This window comes from Rahnella sp. CFA14(1/10), from assembly GCF_004195095.1.
Lineage (GTDB): Bacteria > Pseudomonadota > Gammaproteobacteria > Enterobacterales > Enterobacteriaceae > Rahnella > Rahnella perminowiae.
Map to the genome: position 1 here is coordinate 28,919 of NZ_SEWS01000006.1, position 24,854 is coordinate 53,772.

The 24,854-nt window shown below is 52.2% G+C and carries 23 protein-coding genes; 9 read left to right on the forward strand and 14 right to left on the reverse strand.

Translation table 11 applies throughout. The features are described from left to right. Positions 1-32: 32 nt before the first annotated feature. A complete protein-coding gene (gene cysG, locus EVX52_RS13140) occupies positions 33-1,427 on the forward strand; it encodes a siroheme synthase CysG (protein WP_129953781.1) in 1,395 nt (464 codons plus the stop codon). 78 nt (positions 1,428-1,505) lie between these two features. On the opposite strand, the gene trpS is transcribed toward cysG, so the two are convergent. The 11 genes from trpS to pilM all read right to left on the reverse strand — a co-directional run bounded on the left by trpS (position 1,506) and on the right by pilM (position 11,547). Continuing rightward, positions 1,506-2,522 carry a tryptophan--tRNA ligase gene (gene trpS / locus EVX52_RS13145; protein WP_129953782.1) on the reverse strand — a complete coding sequence of 339 codons (1,017 nt, stop codon included), beginning with the start codon at positions 2,520-2,522 and terminating at the stop codon, positions 1,506-1,508. 1 nt (position 2,523) lies between these two features. After that, a complete protein-coding gene (locus EVX52_RS13150) occupies positions 2,524-3,222 on the reverse strand; it encodes a phosphoglycolate phosphatase (protein WP_129953783.1) in 699 nt (232 codons plus the stop codon). Beyond that, positions 3,215-3,892 (reverse strand): ribulose-phosphate 3-epimerase, encoded by a 678-nt coding sequence (gene rpe / locus EVX52_RS13155; protein WP_129953784.1) that lies wholly within the window; start codon positions 3,890-3,892, stop codon positions 3,215-3,217. The genes EVX52_RS13150 and rpe overlap by 8 nt, the downstream gene beginning before the upstream one ends. A 50-nt stretch (positions 3,893-3,942) precedes the next feature. After that, positions 3,943-4,758, reverse strand: coding sequence for an adenine-specific DNA-methyltransferase (gene dam, locus EVX52_RS13160; RefSeq protein WP_129953785.1), 816 nt, complete (start codon positions 4,756-4,758; stop codon positions 3,943-3,945). An 80-nt stretch (positions 4,759-4,838) separates the two neighbouring features. Continuing rightward, complete coding sequence (locus EVX52_RS13165) at positions 4,839-5,888, reverse strand: SPOR domain-containing protein (protein ID WP_129991450.1); 1,050 nt, start codon at positions 5,886-5,888, stop codon at positions 4,839-4,841. A 127-nt stretch (positions 5,889-6,015) separates the two neighbouring features. After that, entirely contained in the window at positions 6,016-7,098 is a 1,083-nt protein-coding gene (gene aroB, locus EVX52_RS13170; protein WP_129953787.1) for a 3-dehydroquinate synthase, read from the reverse strand. A gap of 57 nt (positions 7,099-7,155) precedes the next feature. Further along, positions 7,156-7,677, reverse strand: coding sequence for a shikimate kinase AroK (gene aroK, locus EVX52_RS13175; RefSeq protein ID WP_014333540.1), 522 nt, complete (start codon positions 7,675-7,677; stop codon positions 7,156-7,158). Between the two features lie 348 nt (positions 7,678-8,025). Further along, positions 8,026-9,288 carry a DNA uptake porin HofQ gene (hofQ, locus tag EVX52_RS13180; protein ID WP_129991451.1) on the reverse strand — a complete coding sequence of 421 codons (1,263 nt, stop codon included), beginning with the start codon at positions 9,286-9,288 and terminating at the stop codon, positions 8,026-8,028. Then, a complete protein-coding gene (locus EVX52_RS13185; protein WP_129991452.1) occupies positions 9,288-10,148 on the reverse strand; it encodes a DNA utilization family protein in 861 nt (286 codons plus the stop codon). The genes hofQ and EVX52_RS13185 overlap by 1 nt, the downstream gene beginning before the upstream one ends. Next, positions 10,145-10,708, reverse strand: coding sequence for a PilN domain-containing protein (locus EVX52_RS13190; protein ID WP_129953790.1), 564 nt, complete (start codon positions 10,706-10,708; stop codon positions 10,145-10,147). Before EVX52_RS13190 ends, EVX52_RS13185 begins: the two co-directional genes overlap by 4 nt. Beyond that, positions 10,708-11,547: a pilus assembly protein PilM gene (pilM, locus tag EVX52_RS13195; protein ID WP_129953791.1), complete on the reverse strand. Its 840-nt coding sequence runs from the start codon at positions 11,545-11,547 to the stop codon at positions 10,708-10,710. The genes EVX52_RS13190 and pilM overlap by 1 nt, the downstream gene beginning before the upstream one ends. A 121-nt stretch (positions 11,548-11,668) precedes the next feature. Here pilM and mrcA point away from each other — a divergent pair, with 121 nt between their 5' ends. Next, complete coding sequence (gene mrcA, locus EVX52_RS13200) at positions 11,669-14,224, forward strand: peptidoglycan glycosyltransferase/peptidoglycan DD-transpeptidase MrcA (protein WP_129953792.1); 2,556 nt, start codon at positions 11,669-11,671, stop codon at positions 14,222-14,224. Between the two features lie 73 nt (positions 14,225-14,297). On the opposite strand, the gene nudE is transcribed toward mrcA, so the two are convergent. Next, entirely contained in the window at positions 14,298-14,855 is a 558-nt protein-coding gene (gene nudE, locus EVX52_RS13205; RefSeq protein ID WP_129953793.1) for an ADP compounds hydrolase NudE, read from the reverse strand. A gap of 442 nt (positions 14,856-15,297) precedes the next feature. On the opposite strand from nudE, the gene EVX52_RS13210 reads away from it, so the two are divergent. From EVX52_RS13210 to EVX52_RS13240, 7 genes are all read left to right on the forward strand, one after another. Next, positions 15,298-17,445, forward strand: a complete 2,148-nt coding sequence (locus EVX52_RS13210) for an intracellular growth attenuator family protein (protein WP_205952660.1) — start codon at positions 15,298-15,300, stop codon at positions 17,443-17,445. A 114-nt stretch (positions 17,446-17,559) separates the two neighbouring features. After that, the gene (gene yrfG / locus EVX52_RS13215; RefSeq protein ID WP_129991453.1) at positions 17,560-18,249 is read left to right on the forward strand and encodes a GMP/IMP nucleotidase; all 690 of its coding nucleotides are present in this window, start codon (positions 17,560-17,562) and stop codon (positions 18,247-18,249) included. Between the two features lie 24 nt (positions 18,250-18,273). Beyond that, positions 18,274-18,678: a ribosome-associated heat shock protein Hsp15 gene (gene hslR / locus EVX52_RS13220; protein ID WP_129953795.1), complete on the forward strand. Its 405-nt coding sequence runs from the start codon at positions 18,274-18,276 to the stop codon at positions 18,676-18,678. Between the two features lie 58 nt (positions 18,679-18,736). Then, positions 18,737-19,621: an Hsp33 family molecular chaperone HslO gene (hslO, locus tag EVX52_RS13225; protein ID WP_129953796.1), complete on the forward strand. Its 885-nt coding sequence runs from the start codon at positions 18,737-18,739 to the stop codon at positions 19,619-19,621. Positions 19,622-19,848: 227 nt separating this feature from the next. Beyond that, positions 19,849-21,471, forward strand: coding sequence for a phosphoenolpyruvate carboxykinase (ATP) (pckA, locus tag EVX52_RS13230; RefSeq protein ID WP_129991454.1), 1,623 nt, complete (start codon positions 19,849-19,851; stop codon positions 21,469-21,471). A 101-nt stretch (positions 21,472-21,572) separates the two neighbouring features. After that, complete coding sequence (locus tag EVX52_RS13235; protein WP_129953798.1) at positions 21,573-21,785, forward strand: plasmid stabilization protein; 213 nt, start codon at positions 21,573-21,575, stop codon at positions 21,783-21,785. Beyond that, positions 21,782-22,261 carry a type II toxin-antitoxin system VapC family toxin gene (locus tag EVX52_RS13240; protein WP_129953799.1) on the forward strand — a complete coding sequence of 160 codons (480 nt, stop codon included), beginning with the start codon at positions 21,782-21,784 and terminating at the stop codon, positions 22,259-22,261. The genes EVX52_RS13235 and EVX52_RS13240 overlap by 4 nt, the downstream gene beginning before the upstream one ends. A gap of 260 nt (positions 22,262-22,521) precedes the next feature. On the opposite strand, the gene envZ is transcribed toward EVX52_RS13240, so the two are convergent. Next, on the reverse strand, positions 22,522-23,883 hold the full coding sequence (gene envZ / locus EVX52_RS13245) for a two-component system sensor histidine kinase EnvZ (RefSeq protein WP_129991455.1): 1,362 nt from the start codon (positions 23,881-23,883) through the stop codon (positions 22,522-22,524). Continuing rightward, positions 23,880-24,599 carry a two-component system response regulator OmpR gene (gene ompR / locus EVX52_RS13250; RefSeq protein WP_009635740.1) on the reverse strand — a complete coding sequence of 240 codons (720 nt, stop codon included), beginning with the start codon at positions 24,597-24,599 and terminating at the stop codon, positions 23,880-23,882. Before ompR ends, envZ begins: the two co-directional genes overlap by 4 nt. Between the last annotated feature and the right edge of the window lie 255 nt (positions 24,600-24,854).

Sequence of the window (24,854 nt, forward strand, 5' to 3'; positions counted from 1 at the left end):
TTCCGCCACATCAGTTTGATAGAGAAGCGTCCATGGATTATTTGCCCCTCTTTTGTCAGTTAAAAAACAGAGCCTGTTTACTGGTTGGTGCCGGTGATGTTGCTGAACGTAAAGCGCGTCTGCTGCTGGAAGCTGGCGCAGAACTGACGGTGAATGCCCTCACCTTTACACCGCAATTTCAGATGTGGGCAGACGAAGGTAAAGTCCGCCTGTTACGCGGTGAATTCTCACCACTGCTGGTGGATGAAAAATGGCTGGTGGTCGCCGCGACCAATTCCGACCTGGTAAATCAGGAAGTCAGCGAAGCCGCAGATCACCGGCGCGTGTTCTGTAACGTGGTCGATGCACCGGAAAGTGCCAGCGTGATTATGCCGTCAATCATTGACCGGTCTCCGCTGATGATCGCCGTGTCTTCCGGCGGCAATGCGCCGGTGCTGGCGCGTTTACTGCGCGAACGTCTGGAGTCCATTCTGCCGCAGCATCTGGGCAAACTGGCGCAGATTGCGGGCGGATTGCGGGCGCGGGTCAAGACATGCTTCCCTGATGCCTCCGAGCGCCGTCGCTGGTGGGAAAAACTGTTTAACCATCATCGCCTGGCGCAGTCGCTGGCGAATAATGACACTGCGCAATCCCACGAATATCTTGAAGCATTATTCCATGAACCCGTGGATAAACATGGCGAGGTCATTCTGGTCGGTGCCGGACCGGGCGATGCCGGATTACTGACACTCAAAGGCTTGCAGCAAATGCAACTGGCCGATGTGGTGGTTTACGACCGTCTGGTTTCCGACAGTGTGCTGAATCTGGTTCGTCGTGACGCAGAGCGGATTTTCGTGGGCAAGCGCGCGGGACATCATTGTGTACCGCAGGAAAGCATCAATAAAATCCTGCTGGAACAGGCCCAGATGGGCAAACGCGTTGTCCGGCTGAAAGGGGGCGATCCCTTTATCTTTGGTCGTGGTGGCGAAGAACTGGAAGCGCTGAAAGCCGCAGGCATCGCGTTTTCCGTGGTGCCGGGCATCACGGCGGCCTCCGGTTGCTCCGCTTACAGTGGCATTCCGCTGACCCACCGCGACCATGCACAAAGCGTGCGGCTGATCACCGGTCATGCGAAGCAGGACGGCATTGTGGACTGGGCCTGCATGGCGCAAAGCCAGCAAACGCTGGTTTTTTATATGGGGCTCACGCAGGCCGGAGAGATTCAGCGCCGTCTGCTGGAAAACGGTCTGGCTGCAGAAACACCTGTCGCACTGGTAGAAAACGGCACCAGCCAGCAACAGCGGGTGGTGACAGGGATGCTCACAGAGCTCGATAAGCTGGCGAAAGAGGTGCGCAGTCCCAGTCTGATTATTGTCGGCAGTGTGGTGAGCTTACGTCAGAAACTTAACTGGTTTGCCAGCGAAACCGTGGTGGTACAACAGAATTGAGCACACCGCTTTCCTGAGGTCTTAAAGCAAAAAACCACGTCCGCAGACGTGGTTTTGATTTAACAATCGAAGTAGAAATTATGGAAGCGTGACGAAGCCAATCGCTTCATAAGCTTTCTTCAGTGTCACGCTGGCACGGGCACGGGCTTTCTCAGCGCCCTCTTTCATTACCTGTTGCAGATAAGCCTCGTCGCTGCGGAAACGGTTAAAACGTTCCTGCACGTCGGTCAGCATGCCTGAAACCGCTTCGGCAACCGCACCTTTCAGATGACCATACATCTGGCCTTCGAATTCCGCTTCCAGCTCCGGAATGCCTTTGCCGGTCACACCGGAAAGAATATCCAGCAGGTTAGAAACACCCGGCTTGTTTTTAATATCGTAACGGATGACAGGCGGCTCTTCAGAATCCGTCATCGCGCTTTTAATCTTCTTGGTCACCGCTTTTGGATCTTCCAGCAGGCCGATCACGTTTTTACGATTGTCATCCGACTTAGACATCTTCTTGGTCGGTTCCTGCAATGACATAACCCGCGCACCGGATTTCGGAATAAACGGCTCCGGCACAGTAAATACATCGCCATACAACGCGTTGAAACGGCTGGCAATATCTCGGCTGAGTTCCAGGTGCTGTTTCTGATCTTCACCGACCGGTACCTGATGGGTCTGGTACAGCAAAATATCCGCCGCCATCAATACCGGATAATCGAACAGACCAGCGGTAATGCTTTCGCTGTTGGATGTCTCATAGCGCGCAGATTTATCTTTGAACTGCGTCATACGGCCCAGCTCACCGAAATAGGTATAGCAGTTCAGCGCCCAGCTTAGCTGGGTATGTTCAGGAACATGAGACTGCACGAAGACAGTACTTTTCTTCGGATCAATACCGACCGCCAGATACAGCGCCAGCGTATCGAGGGTTGCTTTACGCAACTTCTCCGCATCCTGACGTACGGTGATCGCGTGCAAATCGACGATACAGTAAATGCATTCGTAATCGTCCTGCATTTTGACCCATTGACGCAGCGCACCCATGTAGTTGCCAATGGTCAATTCGCCGGAGGGCTGTGCGCCACTAAATACGATGGGTTTACTCATTTTATGCTTCCTGATCTTTTAAAGATGACAGCCCTAACGTGGGCAAAAGGTCGGCGAAATTATCCAGTACGCGATCGGGTTTGGTCAGCGCGATAGTTTCACCGTAGTTATAGCCATAAGTCATGCCCACACACGGACAGCCAGCGGCTTGTGCAGCGTGAATATCATTGCGGGAATCCCCCACAAAGACCATTTCACTGGCACGCAATCCAAGCAGTGCCAGCGTCATATAGACCGGCGCCGGATGCGGTTTTTTCGCCACGACATCATCACCGCCAATCACGACCGTGAAATAGCTGTCGATGCCTAACGATTGCAGTAAAGGCGCAATGAAAGGCGTCGGTTTGTTGGTCACCAGCCCCATGGGCATGCCTGTGGCTGCCAATGCTGCCAGCGTCTCTTTGACTTGCGGGTATAAGCGGCTGCCACCTGCGGCGGTATCGGCATAATAATGATCAAATTTATCGCGCACCGTCTGCAGGAAAGCTGGCGATAAATCGCCTCCGGCCCAGCGGACGGCACGTTCTACCATGACATCAGCGCCATTGCCAATCCAGGTACTAAGACGCTCAACGCCTGCGGCAGGTAAACTGAAATCACGCAGCGCCATATCCATCGCTTCGGAGAGACCCGGCGCGCTATCGACCAGCGTACCGTCGAGATCAAAACCTAAACCGCGCGCCTCAAGGAGCTCAGACATGCGAGACCTTAGCCAGTTCACTGCGCATATGGTCGATCACCGTACGGTAATCCGGCTGATTAAAGATAGCGGAACCGGCGACAAACATATCTGCACCCGCTGCGGCGATTTCACCGATATTTTCGGCCTTCACTCCGCCATCAACTTCCAGACGAATGTCATAACCGCTGGCGTCAATGATCTTGCGAACCTGACGCAGTTTATCCAGTGTGCCCGGAATAAACGACTGACCTCCGAAGCCTGGATTCACCGACATCAGCAGGATCACGTCGAGTTTATCCATCACGTATTCGAGATAGCTCAGGGAGGTCGCCGGGTTAAACACCAGACCGGCTTTACAGCCATGGCTTTTAATCAGCTGCAGTGAGCGGTCAACATGTTCAGACGCTTCGGGATGGAAGGTAATGTAAGAGGCACCGGCTTCGGCAAAATCCGGGATCAGGCGATCAACCGGTTTAACCATCAGATGAACATCAATAGGTGCGGTAATGCCGTAGTTACGCAACGATTTAAGAATGGCTGGCCCCATCGTCAGATTGGGAACGTAGTGGTTATCCATCACATCAAAATGGACAACATCTCCGCCCGCTTCCAGGGCTTTGGCTGTATCTTCACCCAGACGGGCAAAATCAGCAGACAGAATGGACGGTGCAATCAAAAACTGTTTCATCCGCTTCTCCAAACGATAGGTTTACCCGATGATCACCGGCTGACCGGCCATCAGCGATATAGCGCTAAAAGTTCATTCACCATGCTGCGCTGGGCAACTTTACTGCTGATAGTACGGCGCGCTGACACACGGTGCAGCTGTTTCGCCTGAGCGTACCATTCCAGCGTCAGAGGTGTTTCGTGGTTGGAAATCAGCACCGGCACATCGTTCTCATTAGAAAGCTGATACGCCAGACGAGCCAGGTTGCGCTGATCATCCATGCTAAAACTGTTGGTGTGGTACGCCGTAAAATTTGCTGTCGCAGAAAGCGGGGCATAAGGCGGATCACAATAAACCACCGAGCCAGACTGTGCTTTCAGCAAGGTGTCCTGGTAATGCTCACAAACAAATACCGCATGCTTCGCTTTTTCAGCAAACCAGTAGAGTTCTTCTTCAGGGAAATACGGCTTTTTATAACGCCCGAAAGGCACATTAAACGCGCCACTGAGATTATAACGACACAGGCCGTTGTAACAATGGCGGTTAAGATAGAGGAAAAGTACCGAACGACGATAAATATCGCTGCTGGCATTAAACTCAGCCCTCAGGACGTAAAAACGATCTGATTCGTTAAACTCTGGCGTGAACAGCACACGTGCATCACGCACGAATTCTTCAGTGCGTGTCTTCACAATGTTGTAAAGATTGATCAGGTCGTTGTTGATATCCGCCAGAATATAAGCGTCATACTCGGTATTCAAAAATACCGAGCCCGCGCCAACAAAAGGCTCAATCAGACAATCTCCCACCGGAAGATGACGTTTGATGTCATCAATCAGCGGGTATTTGCCGCCAGCCCACTTCAAAAACGCGCGGTTCTTCTTCATGCCGTCAGTTAGCTACTTATACAATTCACAGCCGCGGATTGTATCCTGTTTTTAGACAGCAAATCGCGTTGAGATCAGTTTCATTTTTTCAGGTCTTGCTGTACCTGATGTACAGGTTTGACCCACGGTTTTTTAGCCTGAACTTCCGCAGGCAGACTGGAAATAGCACGTTTGGCCTCTGCAGAAGAAGCATAGTTACCACTTACCAGTACAAACCACGGCTTCCCTTCGCGGGCGGTCTGATAAACCAAATAATTTTTCAGGCCCTGCTGTTTTGCAAACGCATTCAGTGTATTGGACTGAGAAGCACCGCTCAGTTGCAGGGTAAAGTGCGTACCTGGTGCAGACTTAATGCCCGACATGCTACCAGAAGCTGCGGCCGGTGCAGATGCAACCGGAGCAGATGACGCAGTGGACTTCGTTACCGGCGTTTTCGCTGTATGCGATGCCGTAGCGGCTGTTTTATGCTCAGCAGGCTTCGAAGTATGAGCAGGTTGCGCATTTCGCGAAGCTTGCGCAGGGCGTGTATGAGTGGCTGACGGCTGAGAACCTGCCGGGGCCTGAGTACGTGCAGAACCATTAACGGTTGCGGGTGCGGTCGGCAAAGAAGTCAGTGACTGAGCTGCGGGTGCCATGCTGCCTTGTGCCACACCATCGACCTGATTTTGCTGAGAAGAGAGCGCATCACTCATATCACCCGGCAAATCGACACGTTCTTTCGCCTGACCATTATCCGGAACAGGCTGAGCTTCGGTTGGTGTCGGGGAAACTGGCGGTAAACCGATACTCTTCGGTTGCTGGCCATCGGCTGGCTGCTGACCGTCTATAGCTTGCGCTGTATTGGCCTGAGCCTGAGCAGAAGGCTGAGCAGGTGCCGCCGCATCATTACCCGCGAGACTAATGTCTTTCGGACCATTGTTCTGCTGAGCAGGCTGGCTGGAGGAAGATGACTTCATGGCAGAGCCGATACCGACAATCAGCAATACCAGCACCACAATACCGATGCCGATCATCACGTACTGACGGGATACCGCAACTTTTGGAATGGAAGGAGACGGTTTGCGCGCGCGCGGTGGGCGGCGATCGCTGGTGTCTGGTTTGAGATCGTCTTCCGGTGTTAAATCATCCATCTAAAACCTCCAACCCGGCAAAAGCCTCAAGAGGCTTTACGCGGAGCAACTATCCTGACTAAAAATATAAAGCTTTGCTGGCAAACGTAAAATCGATCGTTATGTGGCCACCATGATGACCACTGTCTTAACGGCAATCTTCAATCGAAGCCAGCACCATTTCATGCGATACGCCGGAGCGTACTTCCGACTGACCTATTGCTTTCGGCAAAACCAGACGCAGCTCGCCAGCCAGTACTTTCTTATCACGCATCATGTGCGGCAGATAGGACTGCGCCTCCATAACTTCAGGGCCGGTCACAGGTAAACCCGCACGGGTCAGCAAAGTTTTTACCCGGGCTATGTCACCCAGACTGAACTGCCCAAGGCGATGGGCCGTATAACAGGCCATCACCATACCGGCTGCCACAGCTTCGCCATGCAACCAGTTACCGTAACCCATTTCGGCTTCAATAGCATGGCCGTAAGTATGGCCCAGATTCAGCAAGGCGCGCATGCCGTTTTCACGTTCATCGGCGGCCACAACCTCGGCTTTCAGCTCGCAGCAACGGCGGATGCAATATGCCAGCGCATTCATATCCAGCGCCAGTAAAGCTTCCATGTTGTCTTCAAGCCAGACAAAGAAATCAGCATCCAGAATAATGCCGTATTTGATAACTTCTGCGAGACCCGAAGACATTTCACGGGCAGGCAGCGTTCGCAGACAGTCGAGATCAACCACTACCGACGCAGGCTGATAAAACGCGCCGATCATGTTTTTTCCGAGTGGATGGTTTACCGCCGTTTTACCGCCAACGGAGGAGTCAACCTGAGAAAGCAGCGTGGTTGGCACCTGAACAAAGCGCACACCGCGCTGATAACTGGCTGCAGCGAAGCCGGTTAAATCACCGACGACGCCACCACCAAGGGCGATCAGAGTCGTATCACGTCCGTGCGGCTTTTTGAGCAACGCGGAGAACACATCATTGAGAACAGTCAGGGATTTGTATTGTTCACCATCAGGCAAAATAACCTGATCAACACGAACGCCTGCCTGCTCCAGCACTGAACGAATAGCGTCCAGATAGAGAGGGGCCAGGGTTTCGTTGGTCACTATCATGACCTGATCGCCTGCCTTTACCGGCATAAAAGAAGCCGGATCGTGGAACAATCCGGCAGCAATCGTAATGGGGTAGCTACGCTCCCCTAACGTTACGGTAATCCTCTCCATGTCGTGCTCTGTGACCTTCTTTAACTGACACCCTCAGGCAATGATGAACACCAATAATCAGTTACTTTCCAGCATATTGATAATCTGGTTGGCAACGACTTTGGCACTTTGATCATCGGTACGAATAGTGACGTCGGCAATCTCTTCATACAAAGGATTGCGTTCTCTCGCCAGTGCTTCAAGCACTTCACGTGGCGGAGCACTCACTTGTAATAATGGACGTTTTTTGTCGCGTTGTGTACGCGCCAGTTGTTTTTCGATAGTAGTTTCAAGATAGACGACAACGCCACGCGCTGACAAACGGTTACGGGTTTCACGTGATTTCACGGAACCGCCACCAGTCGCCAGAACAATGCCTTGTTTTTCGGTCAGTTCGTTGATCACTTTTTCTTCGCGGTCGCGGAATCCGTCTTCGCCTTCCAAATCAAATACCCAGCCCACATCAGCTCCGGTACGTCGCTCAATTTCGTGATCGGAGTCAAAAAACTCCATATTGAGTTGCTGAGCTAACTGTCGACCAATAGTGCTTTTGCCGGCACCCATAGGCCCAACCAGAAAGATATTGCGTTTCTCTGCCATGTTTTTCGGTATTACTAAGACAATTCGTTGATGATAACCCGCCCCGCCAATCAAATTAGCGGCGGGACCTAAACTGAAACCTCATGAGCGATATAGTGCGAGATCAGAAAAAAATTATCTCAACACTCTTGGTAGTTTGGCAACCGAATAAATCACTTTGCACGCCGCAGGAGGGAAACCGTACGTTTTTATCGGCGTGTCTGTCGTAATAAAAAGATCACGGTGCTCAATTCGGTAACCCTTGTAAGCTAAATCGACGGCAGCGTCAAACTCAGAAGCCTCTTGCGACACAAAAAGTTGCATACGCTCAACGTTATTGTGCAATTTACAGAGCGTCAGAATGCCCTTTTAACGGGTAAGGATTAAGGTCGGGGTGATGAAAATCACCAACTCACGCCGCTGTTCATGGGTGTACTGGTGTTTAAACAAGGAACCGACCCCGGGAAGGTCGCCGAGGACAGGCACTTTTGTGTCCGTTTTTTGGTTTTTACGCTGAAATATCCCGCCAAGCACGATAGTTTCTCCGTCTTTTACCGTAACCTGAGTTTTGATTTCCTGCTTATCAATCGCCAGCGCCTCACCTTCGGACTGCTTAATGCTCCGGCCCGGCATGTTCTGGCTAATCTGCAATGCCAGCTGGATACGACCGTCACGCTGAATTTTCGGCGTAACCTCCATTCCCAGCACCGCTTCTTTGAATTCAATCGACGTGCTGCCACTCGCCCCGCTGGAAACCTGATACGGGATTTCCGTACCCTGTTTAATGCTGGCAGTCTGCATGTGCGCCGTCAGCAACCGCGGGCTGGCGATAATATCGACCTTGTCTTCCTGCTCAAGCGCCGTCAGTTCAAGCTCAAGGATCCGCCCGCTGATATGTGCAAGATTAAAACCCGCAGTAAATATCGGATTTTCGACCGGCATGCCCATACTAAAATTATTCATACGCACGGCTTTTGTAATGGGTTCCTCACCGGTAAACCCCCAGCGCACACCCAGTTCGCGCAGGCTTTCACTGTTCATTGTGACTATATGTGCTGCCAGTTGAACCTGCTGAAGAGGTAAATCCATTTCCTTTATCCAGGGTGCCACAACATCCAGCGCAGCCTGCGTGTCACGTAATAAGAGTGTATTGGTGCGGGGATCTGCAGAGGCATTACCTTTTGAAGATAACAGCGAGCCTTTCTGCGCGTTCAGGCTAAGCGCCGTCTCTTTCGCATCTGCGTATTGCAGAGGAACGGTAAGGCTGATCAGCGGGCTGTGGAGCGCCTGCTGGTCGGCTGCCTCTTTCAACCGCTGTTGTACAACCTGCGGATCTTGTTCAGGCGACACAATTAAAACGTTGCCCTGCAACTGGCTGGTGAGATGGTTCATTTGCAGAATAATGTCGAGCGCCTGCTGCCACGGCACTTCCTTGAGTTTCACACTCATCTGCCCTTCAAGACCCGGTGCAGTGATCAGATTCAGTTGCCGGAAATCTGCCAGCGCCTGTAATACCAAACCGACCGGAGAGGACTGAAACTCCAGCGAAATCAACGGTGGTACATCAGCTTTCACCGGGCTGAGGTATAAACACAGCAAACACGGTACAATCCGCTTAGTCACGTATTTCATTATTTCCCTTTCCCTGGAGAATCCTTGCCTTTACCCAGCCTGATAATCTGACGCAGTGCACCGCAACGCGCATCACTGAGGCTGAGTTCAACCTGCGAACTGCTGAGTGCTTCAACCGTCCATTGCGGCACTCCAAATTGCGTACCCGTTTCGACTTTACTCCAGCGCCCTTGCGGTGAAAGCAGCCAGCCATAACGCTCCCCGCCGGCATCTGAAATCCCGCTAAGGCGCCATTCAGATACCGTAGAAAAATCAGCACAGGACGGCGTCTGTGGCACACTAAACGGATCACGTACGACATTCGGCGCGACGGCAGCGGTAAAAAATCCTGCCGCTGACGTGGTTTGAGTCAGTAACACTGAGGCTTTCATCCCGGCATCACCGGTGGTGTGTAAATTCAGCTCGCTGAATGCAGGCTGCCCGGGACGTTGCATCAGCGCATAAAGAAAATCCATCAGTCCGGCAAAAGTCACCTGCAATTGCAATTCACCCTGTGGTTCTTGTTTCGGTTGCAAAACTGGCTTCCAGCGAATCAGTACGGCCTGAGCGTCTTTCAGCGGCCGGGAAAACGCTTGCTCAAGCGGCAGGATTTCGTGTTGCAATGTCGCATTGCCGGCCAGTTCCTGCTCCAGGCTTTCCAACGGAACCCTGAGCATCAACGCCCTCTGAGCCTGGGAAAGGGTCTGCCGTGCGGTGTAAATCTCCCGTTTCAGTGTGTCGTGTTGCTGCCATAACCCGCGCAATACAAGCTGATACAGCGTCAAAGCCAGAATGAGCAGACATGCAGTCAGCATGCACACCCGCTGCCAGCCGGGTTTTTCCATCAGCGGATCAATATGCTCTGCCAGTAAACCGGTCATTGCACTACTCCCGGCGCAGGCAGGGCTTTTTCAGGGCGAAACTGCGTTTTCATCACGAAACTCAAGTTATTGTTGGGTTGCTGCTGTACATCAGAAAGACTGACTTTACTGAGCAACTCTCCTGCGGACAGCATTTCGCTCAATGCCACAATGTCGTGATATATCCGCCCTTCGCCTTTTAACGTCATCATTCCCTGATGCTCCGTCAGCTCCGTCAGCCAGAGTTCTTCGGGCATCTCTGACGCGAGTAACACCAACAATTGCAGATAATCCCGGCTCCGTTGCACACGCTGGTGGCTTAAAAGACGCGATTCAGCCAGAACCTTTACCTGTTCCGATGCTGCCTCCACACGACGCTGACGGAGCGTAATCTTTTGAATATCTGAATGTAACGCTGACAGTTTCACCTGTAACAGCGCCCGTTCCTGCACCAGGAAAGTGGCCAGAAGCAAAGCACCGGCCACCACAGAGACAGGAACAGAAATAAAAATTTTCAGCCAGAAACGCATCAGCTTTTGACGGCGCAACTTTCGCCACGGTAATAAATTGACCTGTAGCATCAGTTATCTGCCTGCCGGATAGCCAGCCCGACGGCAGGCGCGAATGCACCGGGATTTGCCGGCAAAGGCGCGGACAATTGCACGATCGCGCTTAATGGCGACCAGCATTGCATTACCGCAGAGGACGATTCACCGCTGTAATAGTCCTCCGCATGGCATAACGCAGCCGCGCGATACTGTGTGCGAATCTTCTGAGAGACCGTGTTTTCAGCGCCGGCCTCTGCATAATCCAGCATGCCAAACTGGAACGGCAAACTGTGCGGCGAAGCCCAGAGAAAGAGATCATCAAGGGGATGGATCAGCAATGCATCACCCGGAACGCCTGCAGCACAGGCCGCCATCTGAAGGGCGCAGGGAGTCAGCTCAATAGTGTCCGGGAACAACCGGGCCTGCGCCATGCAATGCATCCACTGTTCGATTTCCTGCTGCCTTGCCGCCGTAACCACCAACTGATTATCGCCCTGCGGGTCAGCCCGGTAGTCCATCACCAGATGCTCCATAGCCAGAGGAAACTGTTTTGCCGCGTTAGCGAAGATAAACGCACTGCGCTGCGGCTCACCCAAACGGGCATCGGGCGCGGCCATGCGTTGTTGCATAATACGTTGCGCAGGAAGGCTGATTCGTAATGAAAAAGACGTCGGCAGCGTTTTTCGCCAGCACGATAAAATGGCGATCAGCGGCGCGCTCTCATGTAATATCCCCTCCCGCAATGTGAAAGGAGGCAAAGGATGTTGCCACCAGTGACGTAATTGCCAGCCATGACGCCGCCGCTGAACGGCGATCGCACGGGCAAAACCGGCTTGAATATCCAGACCTACCTGCCATGCTTGTAGTCGCATTTTCGCCCAATCTCCATATCGTCAGGTAAATAAAAGAACGTATCCATGTTGCTGGCTTGCCTTTATACTACCGCGCGGTTGTTTATAAACTGCCCAATTGACACTTAATGGGAAATCTCAGGTGAAGTTCGTAAAGTATTTATTGATTCTTGCAGTGTGTTGCATTTTGCTGGGAGCCGCCTCGATCTTCGGTTTGTATAAATATATCGAGCCTCAGTTACCCGACGTCGCCACGCTTAAAGACGTGCGCTTGCAAACACCGATGCAGGTTTTCAGTGCCGAGGGTGATTTAATTGCCCAGTATGGTGAAAAGCGCCGTATCCCACTGAAACTCGACCAGATCCCACCGGAACTGGTGCATGCGTTTATCGCGACTGAAGACAGTCGTTTCTATGAACATCACGGTGTGGATCCGATCGGTATTTTCCGTGCGGCTTCGGTTGCGATGATGTCCGGCCACGCCTCACAGGGCGCGAGCACCATTACCCAGCAGTTGGCTCGTAACTTTTTCCTGAGCCCTGAACGCACGCTGACCCGTAAAATTAAGGAAGCATTTCTGGCTATCCGCATTGAGCAGATGATGTCCAAAGATGAGATCCTCGAGCTGTATCTGAATAAAATTTATCTCGGTTATCGTGCTTATGGCGTCGGTGCCGCTGCACAGGTTTACTTCGGTAAAGATGTCAGCCAGCTAACGCTCAGTGAAATGGCAGTGATTGCCGGGCTGCCCAAAGCACCGTCAACCTTCAACCCGCTGTATTCGCATGACCGTTCTCTGGCCCGTCGCAATACCGTACTGGCACGTATGCTGGATGAGAAATACATCACGCAGGCCCAGTATGATCAGGCGCGTGCTGAGCCGTTGGTCGCCAATTATCATGCTCCGCATATCGAGTTTTCGGCGCCGTATCTGACCGAAATGGTGCGTCAGGAAATGGTGAAACGTTATGGCGACAACGCTTATAACGATGGCTACATGGTTTACACCACCATTACCAAAAAAACCCAGCTTGCTGCCCAGGAAGCCCTGCGTACCAACGTGCTTAATTACGATATGCGCCACGGTTATCGCGGTCCGTCAAATCAGCTATGGAAAGTAGGTGAACCGGCGTGGGATCAGAACAAGATTGTCCAGTCGCTGAAAACGCTGCCGGTATATGGTCCGCTGTTCCCGGCCGTTATCACCGCAACGGATGATGCTCAGGCCACGGCGACGATGTCGAACCGCGCGGTTATCAGCCTGCCGTTCAGCGGCATGCGCTGGGCGCGACCTTATCGTAATGACAATGCTCAGGGCCCGACCCCGAAAAAAGTCACTGATGTGGTGCGTCCGGGCCAGCAAGTTTGGGTACGTAAAGTGGGTGATGACTGGTGGCTGGCGCAGGTGCCTGATGTCAACTCAGCCATTGTTTCGCTCAATCCAAACGACGGTGCCATTGAAGCGCTGGTTGGCGGGTTTGACTTCAACCAGAGCAAGTTTAACCGCGCCAACCAGGCGGTTCGCCAGCTCGGTTCGAACATCAAGCCTTTCCTGTACACAGCAGCAATGGACAAAGGTCTGACCCTGGCGACCATCCTGAATGACATGCCAATTACCCGCTGGGATGCCGGTGCCGGTACTGACTGGCGTCCGAAGAACTCACCGCCAACGTATTACGGTCCGATTCGTCTGCGTCAGGGGCTGGGTGAATCCAAGAACGTGGTCATGGTACGTGCTATGCGTGCGATGGGAGTGGATTACGCAGCTGAATATTTGCAGCGTTTTGGCTTCCCGGCTGCGAACATTGTTCATTCCGAATCACTGGCGTTAGGTTCTGCTTCATTCACCCCGTTGCAGGTTGTGCGCGGTTACGCCACCTTGACCAACGGCGGTTATCTGGTTGACCCGTATTTCATCACCAAAATTGTGGATGAATCCGGTCAGGTGCAGTTTGAAGCCAAGCCTAAAATCGCCTGTCGTACCTGTAATATTCCCGTTATTTATGGTGATACGCAGAAATCTGCCGTACTGTCGGATGACAATGTAGAAAACGTTGCCACATCCACCACCAATAATAATACCAGTGTGCCAACGCCACAGCTTGAGCAGGTTCCACCGAACTCGCCGCAGGTTGATGCCGCACAGCAATACGCGCCACATGTGATCAGCACACCGCTGTCATTCCTGATCAGTGATGCGTTGAACTCCAACATCTTCGGCGAGCCCGGCTGGATGGGAACAGGCTGGCGCGCAGGACGTGACCTGAAACGTCACGATATTGGTGGCAAAACCGGTACAACCAACAGCTCGAAAGATGCCTGGTTCTCCGGATATGGCCCTGACGTGGTGACCTCAGTCTGGATTGGCTTTGACGATCACCGTCGTGATTTGGGTCGCTCAACGGCTTCCGGTGTGATTGCGGATCAAATCTCCGGTGCCGAAGGCGGCGCGAAAAGTGCTCAGCCGGCCTGGGATGATTACATGAAAGCCGTGCTGGAGGGCGTGCCGGAACAGCCGCAGACCCCGCCTCCTGGTATTGTGACGGTGACTATCGATAAGAGTACCGGTAAGCTTTCTGACGGCGGTGGCAACAGTCGCCCTGAATACTTTATCGACGGGACTCAGCCGACAGAACATGCTGTGCATGAAGTCGGGACAACCATCATGGATAACGGTCAGGAACACGAACTGTTCTGATGCCTGAGCTGTAAAGCAAAAAGCCGGTCTGCGAAATGCATGACCGGCTTTTTTAATAGTGTTTACCGCGGGATCAGCGGGCGTTACGCATCAAAAAATCATGCGCCAGGAATAATGCACTCACGTTGCGGGCTTCGCAAAAATCCGGATGCTGCAGCAGTTCCATCATACGTGACACTGGCCAGCGAGTTTGTGGCAAAGGTTCCGGTTCATCACCTTCCAGACTTTTCATATACAAATCTTTGGCAATGACGATATTCATGCGGCTTGAGAAGTAAGAAGGCGCCATGGTCAGTTTTGCCAGCACATCAAAGTGCCGCGCGCCATGCCCCACTTCTTCCATCAGTTCACGGTTCGCCGCCTCAAGTACGCTTTCACCCGGGTCGATCAGTCCTTTGGGGAAACCCAGCTCGTAGCTTTCAATGCCTACGGCATACTCCTGAATTAACAGCAGTTCATCATCAATGATCGGCACAATCATCACTGCTTCACGATCGGAAGGACGCATGCGTTCATACACGCGTTCGACGCCGTTGCTGAATGTCAGATCAACAGATTCGATGGTGAATAATCGCGAACGGGCTACGGTTTCCACCTTCGTAATTTTCGGTTTTTGCAGGTGTTGTGTCATCTTATCCCCAACTTATTATTCACCTGACCAGAGGTGTTCTAATGGGTTCGTTTGTCTGTTCAAAGGCCACTAACGGTAGTCATTGTGCGTTAATGAACGCCAGCATCGCAATCTTTACTGAAAAACTGTCTTTGTCCCGTGTATTTTTCGGACAAAATATCATTAAAAAATCACCGTCATTCGCGCAAAAAAAACACGTTACCTCATGGCTGTCACATTTTTGCTTTAACAAAAACACTCTCACTTCAAAATAGGATTATACCGATACCCGCCGATTCCCAAATGCAGGTATTCTCTAGCATGGTATTTTTATGCGCACGATTCAGGCAAACAATAATAAAATTCCTATCAAAAAGGCGTTCATGCGCAAAATGTGCATTTCGTTTATGTATAATACTTTCACAGAGTTGACGTAAGTCACCCACGTCTGAACGGGGATCGGATGAGCACAGTAGTCGTGACACTGGTGTTGTTGTGTATCGCAATTATTGCTACAGCGTCTTATTTTTGGCTTGTATTGCGTCGCCGCCAACGCGACGAGTCCGTCGTGCGTTTCTCCACACCGAGTCAGCGCAAACTCTCTCAGAAAGAACGCGATGCAGTTGAACGCTATCTGCGGCAAAATGAAGGCCTCGGCCAGACGCCAATTACCCACCGCAATAATCTGATTATCCTGCGCGATAAACTGACGCTGACCACTAAAAGCGAAAATGTTTATAGCCTGACCCGCGCAATCACCCGCTATGGTGTAGCGAGTGAAGATCCTAACAAATGGCGTTACTTCCTCGATTCTACTGAAATTCACCTGCCGCCATTCTGGGAGCAATACATTGCCCAGGAAAATCAGGTCGAGCTGATCAAAACGCAGAGCCTGCCGCTGGTCATTTCACTCAACGGCCATACCCTGACCGACCACGTTTACGAAGGCCCCGCGCCGGTTTCAGCGGTGATACCTTCGCAGCCGCAAAATGCGTCTATCCGGCACGAAGAAAGCGAGCATATAGAACTGGTCAAAGTGCGCCGCGAAACGCGTGAAGAGCATGCGCTGACCCGGTCGAACGGCGTAAAAGAAGCGGTGGCCGTTTCCGCCATTCTGCTGCTGCTTTTTATCACGCTGCAAAGTCCGGTGATATTTCTACCCTGGTTGCTGACGCTTTCGGCAGGGTTAGCTGTCTGGGTTATCTGGCGCTTAGTGTCCGAACGTTTAGGTAAAAATCGCAAGGAAATCCATTGCCTGCGTGGCTTACCTAAACGCTGGGGTTTGTTTGGTGAATCCAAACAAGGGGATATCAGTAATATTTCACTCGGTGTGGTAGACCTGATTTATCCGCCTCACTGGCAGCCCTATATTGGCCGTGATCTCGGACAGCCTACGGATGTAGAAGTCTATATGAACAGCCACGTCGTGCGTCAGGGGAGTTATCTGACACTCCACGAGGAAGTGAAAAAATTTCCCCTCCAGCAGTGGGGAAGAAATCTGGTGCTCGCCACCAGCGCCTTCCTCCTGCTGCTGGCGTTACTGGTTTATGTGCCGCTTGGCCTGCCGCTCAAACTCAGCGTTGCCTGGTTGCAGGGAGCACAAAGTTCGCAGGTTAACAGCGTACAGGAACTCGAAAAGGCGGCTCTGCGCGTCGGCGATACCTTGAAAGTTCAGGGTTCCGGGATGTGTTATGTACCACCGTCGGGCAGCCGTTCCGCAACGGGTTTTATGCCTTTTGATTGTTCAGCGATTTACTGGAATACCGCGACGCCTCTTCCGGTTCCGCAGTCAGAAATTATTGATGCCGCTACGGCGCTGCAAACAACGGTGAACAACCAGCTGCATCCCGGTCAGAACCAGACGCCTGAGCAAAACATTAATCCGCAGCTGGCCACCGCCATCGAAAAATCCGGGATGATCCTGCTTGATGATTTCGCAGATATCGTGCTGAAAACCGAAACGCTGTGCGGAAACAGCAATGATTGTGTTCGGCTGAAAAACGCGCTGGTGAATCTGGGCAATTCGAGCAACTGGAACTCACTGGTGAAGCGGGCACAGGCGGGCACATTGCAGGGGATTAACGTTCTGCTACGTCCGGTCAGTGCGCAATCGCTGAGCGAACTGGTGAATAACGCAACATCTTCTTTCTTTGTTCAGGAGACCCGTCGTGCTGCTGACAGGCTTAACAGTCCGCCACCGGGTGGGTTCCTGATAAGCAATGATGAAGGACGTCAGCTGATTGAGATGCCAGCTCCTCCGGTGAGTGTATTCGCTAACCCGCCGCAGGAACAGTGGAAGCAGTTGCAACAGTTATCAACACTCTTGCTGCATACCCCTTTCAGTGCGCAGGGCGTGATCACCAGTATCAGTATCGATGCTAACGGAACCCGTCACATTTCGCTGCACAGCGAGCCGGATATCTCAACGCTCTGGCGTTATCTGGGCACCAGCTTATTACTGTTATTGTTGATCAGTGTTCTGGTGGTTAATAGCCTGCTGTTTATCCGCCGCTTCATCAAAGATAAGCGCCGGATAGACGATATTCAGCAATACTATAATGCCTGCTTTCATCCCACGCTGATGCCCATACCCGCGCAAAAACTGGGTTGAAAAGCACCGGGCGTCCCTGCGTCCCCCGGTCAGATTATGCTACCCTGACGCCCTTCCCTGCTTTCATATATTTGTCCCTGCGGCTTCTCACAGCCGCAAGAACATGGAGTTTTCATGTCCCCTGATTTTGACTGGCAATGCATCGATACCGTTTTACTGGATATGGACGGTACATTGTTGGATCTGGCTTTTGACAGCCAGTTCTGGTTGCAGGATGTCCCGCTGGCCCTCAGCCAGCAGCGTGCGATCCCGCTTGAAAACGCACGCCAGTTAATTCATAACGAATACCTTGCCGTTCAGCACACCATGAACTGGTATTGCTTCGATTACTGGAGCGAAAAGCTAAGCCTGGATATCTACCAGATGACGACAAACATCGGCAAAAATGCGCGGCTTCGCGACGATACCCTGCCTTTTTTAGCTCATCTGCGTGAAAGCGGACGGCAAACAATTCTGCTCACTAATGCACATCCGCACAGCCTTTCCGTTAAAATTGAACATACCGGATTAGATCAGCACCTTGATTTACTCCTTTCCACCCACACATTTGGTTATCCGAAGGAAGATCAGCGGTTGTGGTCTGCCGTTCAGCAGCAAACGGGCTTTAATCCCGACAGAACCCTATTTGTCGATGACGGTGAACCTATCCTCAATGCGGCAAAAACCTTCGGCATCCGCTATTGTCTGGGTATAGAAAACCCAGATTCGACCATGGCAAATAAGTCATTTGAAGGACATCCTTCCATCAATGACTACCGCAGCCTGTTGCCTGCAATTCACCCTGTAACAGGCCCGGCGAAGTAATACCGGTATGCTCAGGGGAGGGTTATGAAAGGTAAAACGCAAGACGACGATAATGCAGTGCGCCTCGATAAATGGTTGTGGGCGGCTCGTTTTTATAAGACCCGTGCGCTGGCACGCGAGATGATTGATGGCGGCAAAGTGCATTACAACGGTCAGCGGGGGAAACCCAGCAAGCTGATGGAACTGAATGCCGAAATTACCTTGCGCCAGGGAAATGATACAAAAACGATCATCGTTTTGGGGCTCACCACTCAGCGCCGCAGTGCGGAAGAAGCACAGAAACTGTATCAGGAAACCGGTGCGAGCATTGCCAGCCGGGAAAAAATTTCCGAGGCGCGCAAAATGAATGCGATGCCGCATCCGGACAGACGTCCGGACAAAAAGGAACGCCGCAACCTGATCAAATTTAAATATGGCGATACTGAATAAATCTTCAATCTTTCGATGAAAGAGGAAGGATTTACGTTCGCTAAACAGAGAGAAAACTATGTCTAATCACGACCAACTGCATCGCTACCTGTTCAGTCATCACGCCGTTCGCGGTGAACTGGTCTCACTCAAAGAAACCTTCCAGCAGGTTATTGCCGGTCACGAGTATCCGGCCGAAGTGCGTACTCTGCTGGGTGAAATGTTGGTGGCGACCAGCCTGCTGACTGCCACCCTGAAATTTGACGGCGATATTACCGTGCAGTTGCAGGGCGATGGCCCGCTGAAACTGGCCGTGATCAACGGTAACAACAAGCAGGAATTGCGCGGTGTGGCACGTCTGCAGGGTGACATCATCGAAGGCAGCACACTGAAAGAGATGATTGGCAACGGCTACATGGTGATCACTATTTCTCCGACCGTTGGCGAACGCTATCAGGGCGTCGTGGGGCTGGAAGGCGAAAACCTGGCAGAATGTCTGGAAAACTATTTCATGCAGTCTGAACAGCTACCCACCCGCATCTTCATCCGTACCGGTGAAGTGGAAGGCCAGCCTGCTGCAGGTGCCATGTTGTTACAGGTTCTGCCAGCGCAAGATACAGACCCGGAAGAGTTCAGCCATCTGGCACAACTGACCACCACCATCAAAGCGGAAGAACTGCTGACTCTGCCGGCAAATGAAGTGCTTTATCGTCTGTATCATCAGGAAGAGGTCACGCTGTATGAGCCACAGGATGTGTGTTTCCGTTGCACCTGCTCCCGCGAGCGTTGTGCCGCCGCGCTGCTGACGCTGCCGGATGAAGATATTCACGAAATGCTGGAAGCTGATGGCAAAATCGAGATGCACTGCGATTATTGTGGCGCAGACTATGAATTTGATGGGATGGATATGGCGACGCTGAAAGCCAGCGGTGATGTCCATTCCGGAGATGATCACATTCATTGATCGTTGATACGCTCAGCCTGAGGGACTTTTCACTGAAAGGTCCCTTTTTTATTGCTTTTTCATAACCTCGCTTGCACACCTTTCGGGTTTTTCATCACAATTCTGGAAAAACATTCACATCTGCCGTTATTCTTTGAGACCTGTCGCGGCACAAAAGCGATATATACCTACAATAACAACTGATTTATCCCTATTGACGGGATCCAAGTTCAGCAAGGAGCAGGGAAATGCCAACCACTATCGGTATCACCGCCGAAACACTCTCCCAGTATGGGATCCACCAGAATAGCGAAATTGTCTATAACCCTGATTACGAAACTCTTTTTGCAGAAGAGACAGCCCCGGGCCTGGAAGGTTATGAACGCGGGCAGGTGACAGAGCTTGGCGCCGTGAATGTCGATACCGGCATTTTCACCGGCCGCTCGCCGAAAGATAAATACATCGTCCGTGATGACACCACACGCGATACGCTCTGGTGGGCTGATCAGGGCAAAGGAAAAAATGACAACAAACCGCTGTCGCAGGAAATCTGGACATCATTGAAGACGCTGGTCGGCAAACAGTTATCCGGGAAACGTTTGTTTATTGTCGATGCATTCTGCGGTGCTAATGCTGACTCCCGCCTGAAAGTACGCTTTATCACGGAAGTCGCCTGGCAGGCGCATTTCGTCAAGAACATGTTTATCCGCCCGGAAGCGGGTGAACTGGAAAATTTCGAACCTGATTTCATCGTGATGAACGGCGCCAAATGCACCAATCCGGACTGGCAGACACAGGGCCTGAATTCTGAAAACTTCATCGCCTTCAACCTGACCGAGCGCATCCAGCTGATCGGCGGCTCGTGGTACGGCGGCGAAATGAAGAAAGGCATGTTCGCGGTCATGAACTATCTGCTGCCGTTGCAGGGTATCGCGTCAATGCATTGCTCGGCAAACGTGGGCGAAAAAGGTGATGTAGCGGTATTCTTTGGCCTCTCCGGGACAGGTAAAACCACCTTATCCACCGATCCCAAGCGTAAGCTTATAGGCGATGATGAACACGGCTGGGACGATGACGGCGTGTTTAACTTTGAAGGTGGCTGTTATGCCAAAACCATCAGACTCAGCCAGGAAGCCGAGCCGGAAATTTTCGGTGCGATAAAACGCGATGCCTTGCTGGAAAACGTGATGGTCAGCGAAGACGGAAAAATCGATTTCAACGACAGCAGCAAAACCGAAAATACCCGCGTCTCTTATCCGATTTATCATATTCAGAATATCGTAAAACCGGTATCGAAAGCCGGCCATGCCCGCAAAGTGATTTTTCTGACGGCCGATGCTTTTGGCGTACTGCCGCCGGTTTCGCGTCTGACACCTGCGCAAACGCAATACCACTTTCTGTCAGGTTTCACCGCCAAACTGGCCGGTACAGAGCGTGGTGTGAATGAGCCTACCCCCACCTTTTCTGCCTGCTTCGGTGCAGCATTTCTGATGTTGCACCCGACGCAATACTCTGAAGTACTGGTGAAGCGTATGGAAGCCGCAGGGGCTCAGGCTTATCTGGTTAATACCGGCTGGAACGGCACCGGCAAACGTATTTCGCTGAAAAATACCCGCTCTATTATCGATGCGATCCTCAACGATACCCTTGATGAAGCGGAAACCTTCACGTTGCCGCTGTTTAATCTGGCAGTGCCGGTGGTTCTGCCAGGCGTTGACACGCACATTCTGGATCCGCGCAATACTTACGCCAGTCGTGAGCAATGGCAGGAGAAAGCCGAGCACCTGGCACAGTTGTTTATTAATAATTTCGATAAATACACCGATACTCCGGCCGGAGCTGCGCTGGTCAGTGCAGGGCCGAAACGTTAAGTTTCAGACACTTTTAACAGGCGCGGGCTCCCGCGCCTTTTTTATTGCAACCGGCACAGCCGCATTTCAGAATAACAGTATTGCTGACAGAGGAGCCTGTTATGGCGACAATTACCGTTCGTAACCTGGATGATGAAGTGAAGGAATTACTGCGCATCGCTGCAGCCAGAAAAGGCCATTCGATGGAAGAAGAAGCACGTTTAATACTGAAACAGGCGCTGACCACTGCGGTGCCTGGTTTTGGTCTTGGCAGTCAGCTTCGACAACGTTTCTCTTCCCTGAGCGTGGAACACCTGGAACGACCACCGAAATGATTATCCTCAATACCGCCGTCATCCTTGAGATGATTAGCCCCGGACCGCAAAAGAACGTGCTGCAATGGCTGGATGCGCAGGACGCAACACAACTGTACCTGACCAGCCTGAACGTCGCGGCGCTTTTCACCTGGGCGGATAATCTGCCGGAGAACCAGCCGAAGGCCGCACTTTCCGATGCCTTACTGGAGATGTTAAACCAGGATTTCGCCGGGCGTCTGCTGTCATTTGATGCTGCCAGCGCACTGTATTACCCGGAGGTGCTGACATTATCAAAGGCGGCCAATATCGTGATGTCGGAGCGTGATATGCAGCTTGCGGCGATTTGCCTGCACCATCAGGCGAGGCTGGCCACGGATCACACGGAAGTGTTTGCCCATACGGGCGTGGTGTTAGTTAATCCGTGGGATACAGCGGAGACGCCGAGATGGCGGGAAGAAGCGGCAGAATATTATGTGATGAGCAGGAAGAGTTGAGGGGTGGATTGCCGGCACTGGCCTTTCACTGCGCGCTTCGCCCGCTGACTTTGCTTCCGGTGCTGCAGCGACAACCGTAAAACGCCCTCCCTGCCTCCCCTTCGCAGGGGGAGGAGCACAACTGCCTTTGAATTTAAGATCGTGCGGGCGGTTCAGAAACGTGCTGAATGACAGGTTGCAGACTTGAGGCTGCAATCCCGAATTAAGAAACCGAAACTTTCACCTGTCTGAATAAAAGGGACTATTAAGGCCCCCCTTAATCAAACCGGTTTCTGCTGAACCGCCACCGCTTTCAGCATCTCCACCGGCAACGGCAAATATGCGCGAATCCGCAATCCTCCCCGGTCACTTTTCCCGATATCCAGCGTGCCCGAATGGGCATCAATAATGCGCTGAACAATCGCCAGACCGAGTCCGGTTCCGCTGGTGGTACGCGCACTTTCACCACGCACGAAGGGCTGGAACAAATGCTTAAGCTGGTCAGGTTCAATACCCGGACCATCGTCCTCCACCTGGAACCAGGCCCGCTGCAGTTCGCGGCCACTGCTGACTTTAATCCAGCCGTCGCCATATCGGGCGGCGTTGACCACCATATTGACCACCGCACGTTTGATCGACAGCGGATGCACATTAACCAGCAATTCACCGTCGGCCAGATCAGAATCTATTTCACGCTCATACCCGCTTTCCGTCGCGATCACTTCACCCAAAATACTGTTGAGATCGGTGATTTCTGTCGGCATCTCCTGGCCGGTGCGCAAATAATCGATGAACTGCTCGATGATGGCATTGCACTCTTCTATGTCTTTATTGATCGACTCAGCGAGATAGCTATCATCATCACCCATCATTTCTGTCGCCAGACGAATACGCGTCAGCGGGGTACGCAAATCGTGGCTGACACCCGCCATCAGTAAAGTACGGTCATCAGCCAGCAATTTGACACCGGCTGCCATCTGATTGAAGGCTCGCGTAACAGAACGCACCTCAGACGCACCGTATTCACGCAGCGGTGGCGGAATAATACCTTTACCGACCTGCAACGCCGCATGTTCCAGCTCGACCAGGGGTCGGTTCTGAATACGGATAAACAGCCAGGCACCACCAATCGCCAACAACATAATCGCCAGCGTATAGCGGAATAACGGAGAGAAATCGCCCTGATGGATTTCGGTTAGCGGGACACGCACCCAGATGTCAGGCGACAACCAGGTTTTCAACCACACCACTGGGGTATTTTTATTGACCTCGACGCGCACGTCGGTAGGGCCACCGAGCTGCTGTGCCATCTGCTGACTGAGGAATTCGTAATGCTGCGCCCAGCGCAAACCACTCTCCTCTGCCGCAGAGTTGGTATAAAGAGAAATGCCCAGTTCGCGGTAGATTTCGCGACGAAATGCCGGTGGCACAGCCAGCAACGTCCCATCCTCCAGCTGCAACCGGTCGGTCATCAGCATACGCACTTCGTATGCCAGTACCTTATTGAACTGTTGAAGGCTGGGCAGAATGGCGAAATTCAGCACCACCAGATAGGTCGTCACCAGGCTGACGAACAGCAAGGTGACGATTAATAACAGGGTTCGGGCAAACGAGCTACGCGGTGAAAAGCGTATTCGCTTCATGCCTTACTGCCGTCCGGTACAAATACATAGCCCAGGCCCCAGACTGTCTGGATATAGCGCGGATGCGCCGGATCTTCTTCTACCATGCGGCGCAGACGGGAAATCTGCACATCGATAGAACGTTCCATCGCACTGTATTCACGGCCACGCGCCAGATTCATCAGCTTGTCACGGGACAGCGGCTCACGCGGATGGCTTACCAGCGCTTTCAACACGGCAAACTCGCCACTGGTCAGCGGCATAGGTTCATCTTCGCGGAACATTTCGCGGGTACCGAGGTTCAGTTTGAATTTACCAAATGAGATGACCGCTTCTTCCTGAGAAGGTGCGCCTGGCAGTTCATTGGCCTGACGGCGCAGGACAGCACGGATACGGGCCAGCAATTCACGCGGGTTAAATGGCTTAGGAATATAGTCGTCGGCACCAATTTCCAGCCCCACGATACGGTCTACTTCTTCACCTTTTGCCGTAACCATAATGATCGGCATCGGGTTGCTCTGGCTACGCAGGCGACGGCAGATCGACAAACCATCTTCACCGGGCAGCATCAGATCCAGAACCATCAGGTGGAATGATTCACGGGTCAGTAAACGGTCCATTTGTTCAGCATTGGCAACGCTACGCACCTGGAAGCCCTGTTCAGTCAGATAACGCTCAAGAAGTGCGCGCAGACGCATATCGTCATCGACCACCAGAATCTTGTGATTTTCTTGCATTTAAATCTCCCAAAGGCGTGAATGCCTGAAGCTTGTATTGTTAGAAAAGTCAGCTAAAACAGACAGCGTTTAATGGTATATATTCTAGTCGAAATTGTAACAATGATTATGGATTTCCTAATTTATCAACAATATCAGAGGAATCTTCCGCACGCGAAGGATGGTTTGTTACCGTTTGTCCCCCTCATCCCCGTTACCGCTCCTGCGCTGGGTTGTTCACTACCTGACCATTTATGGCAAAAAGCCCCCTTACGG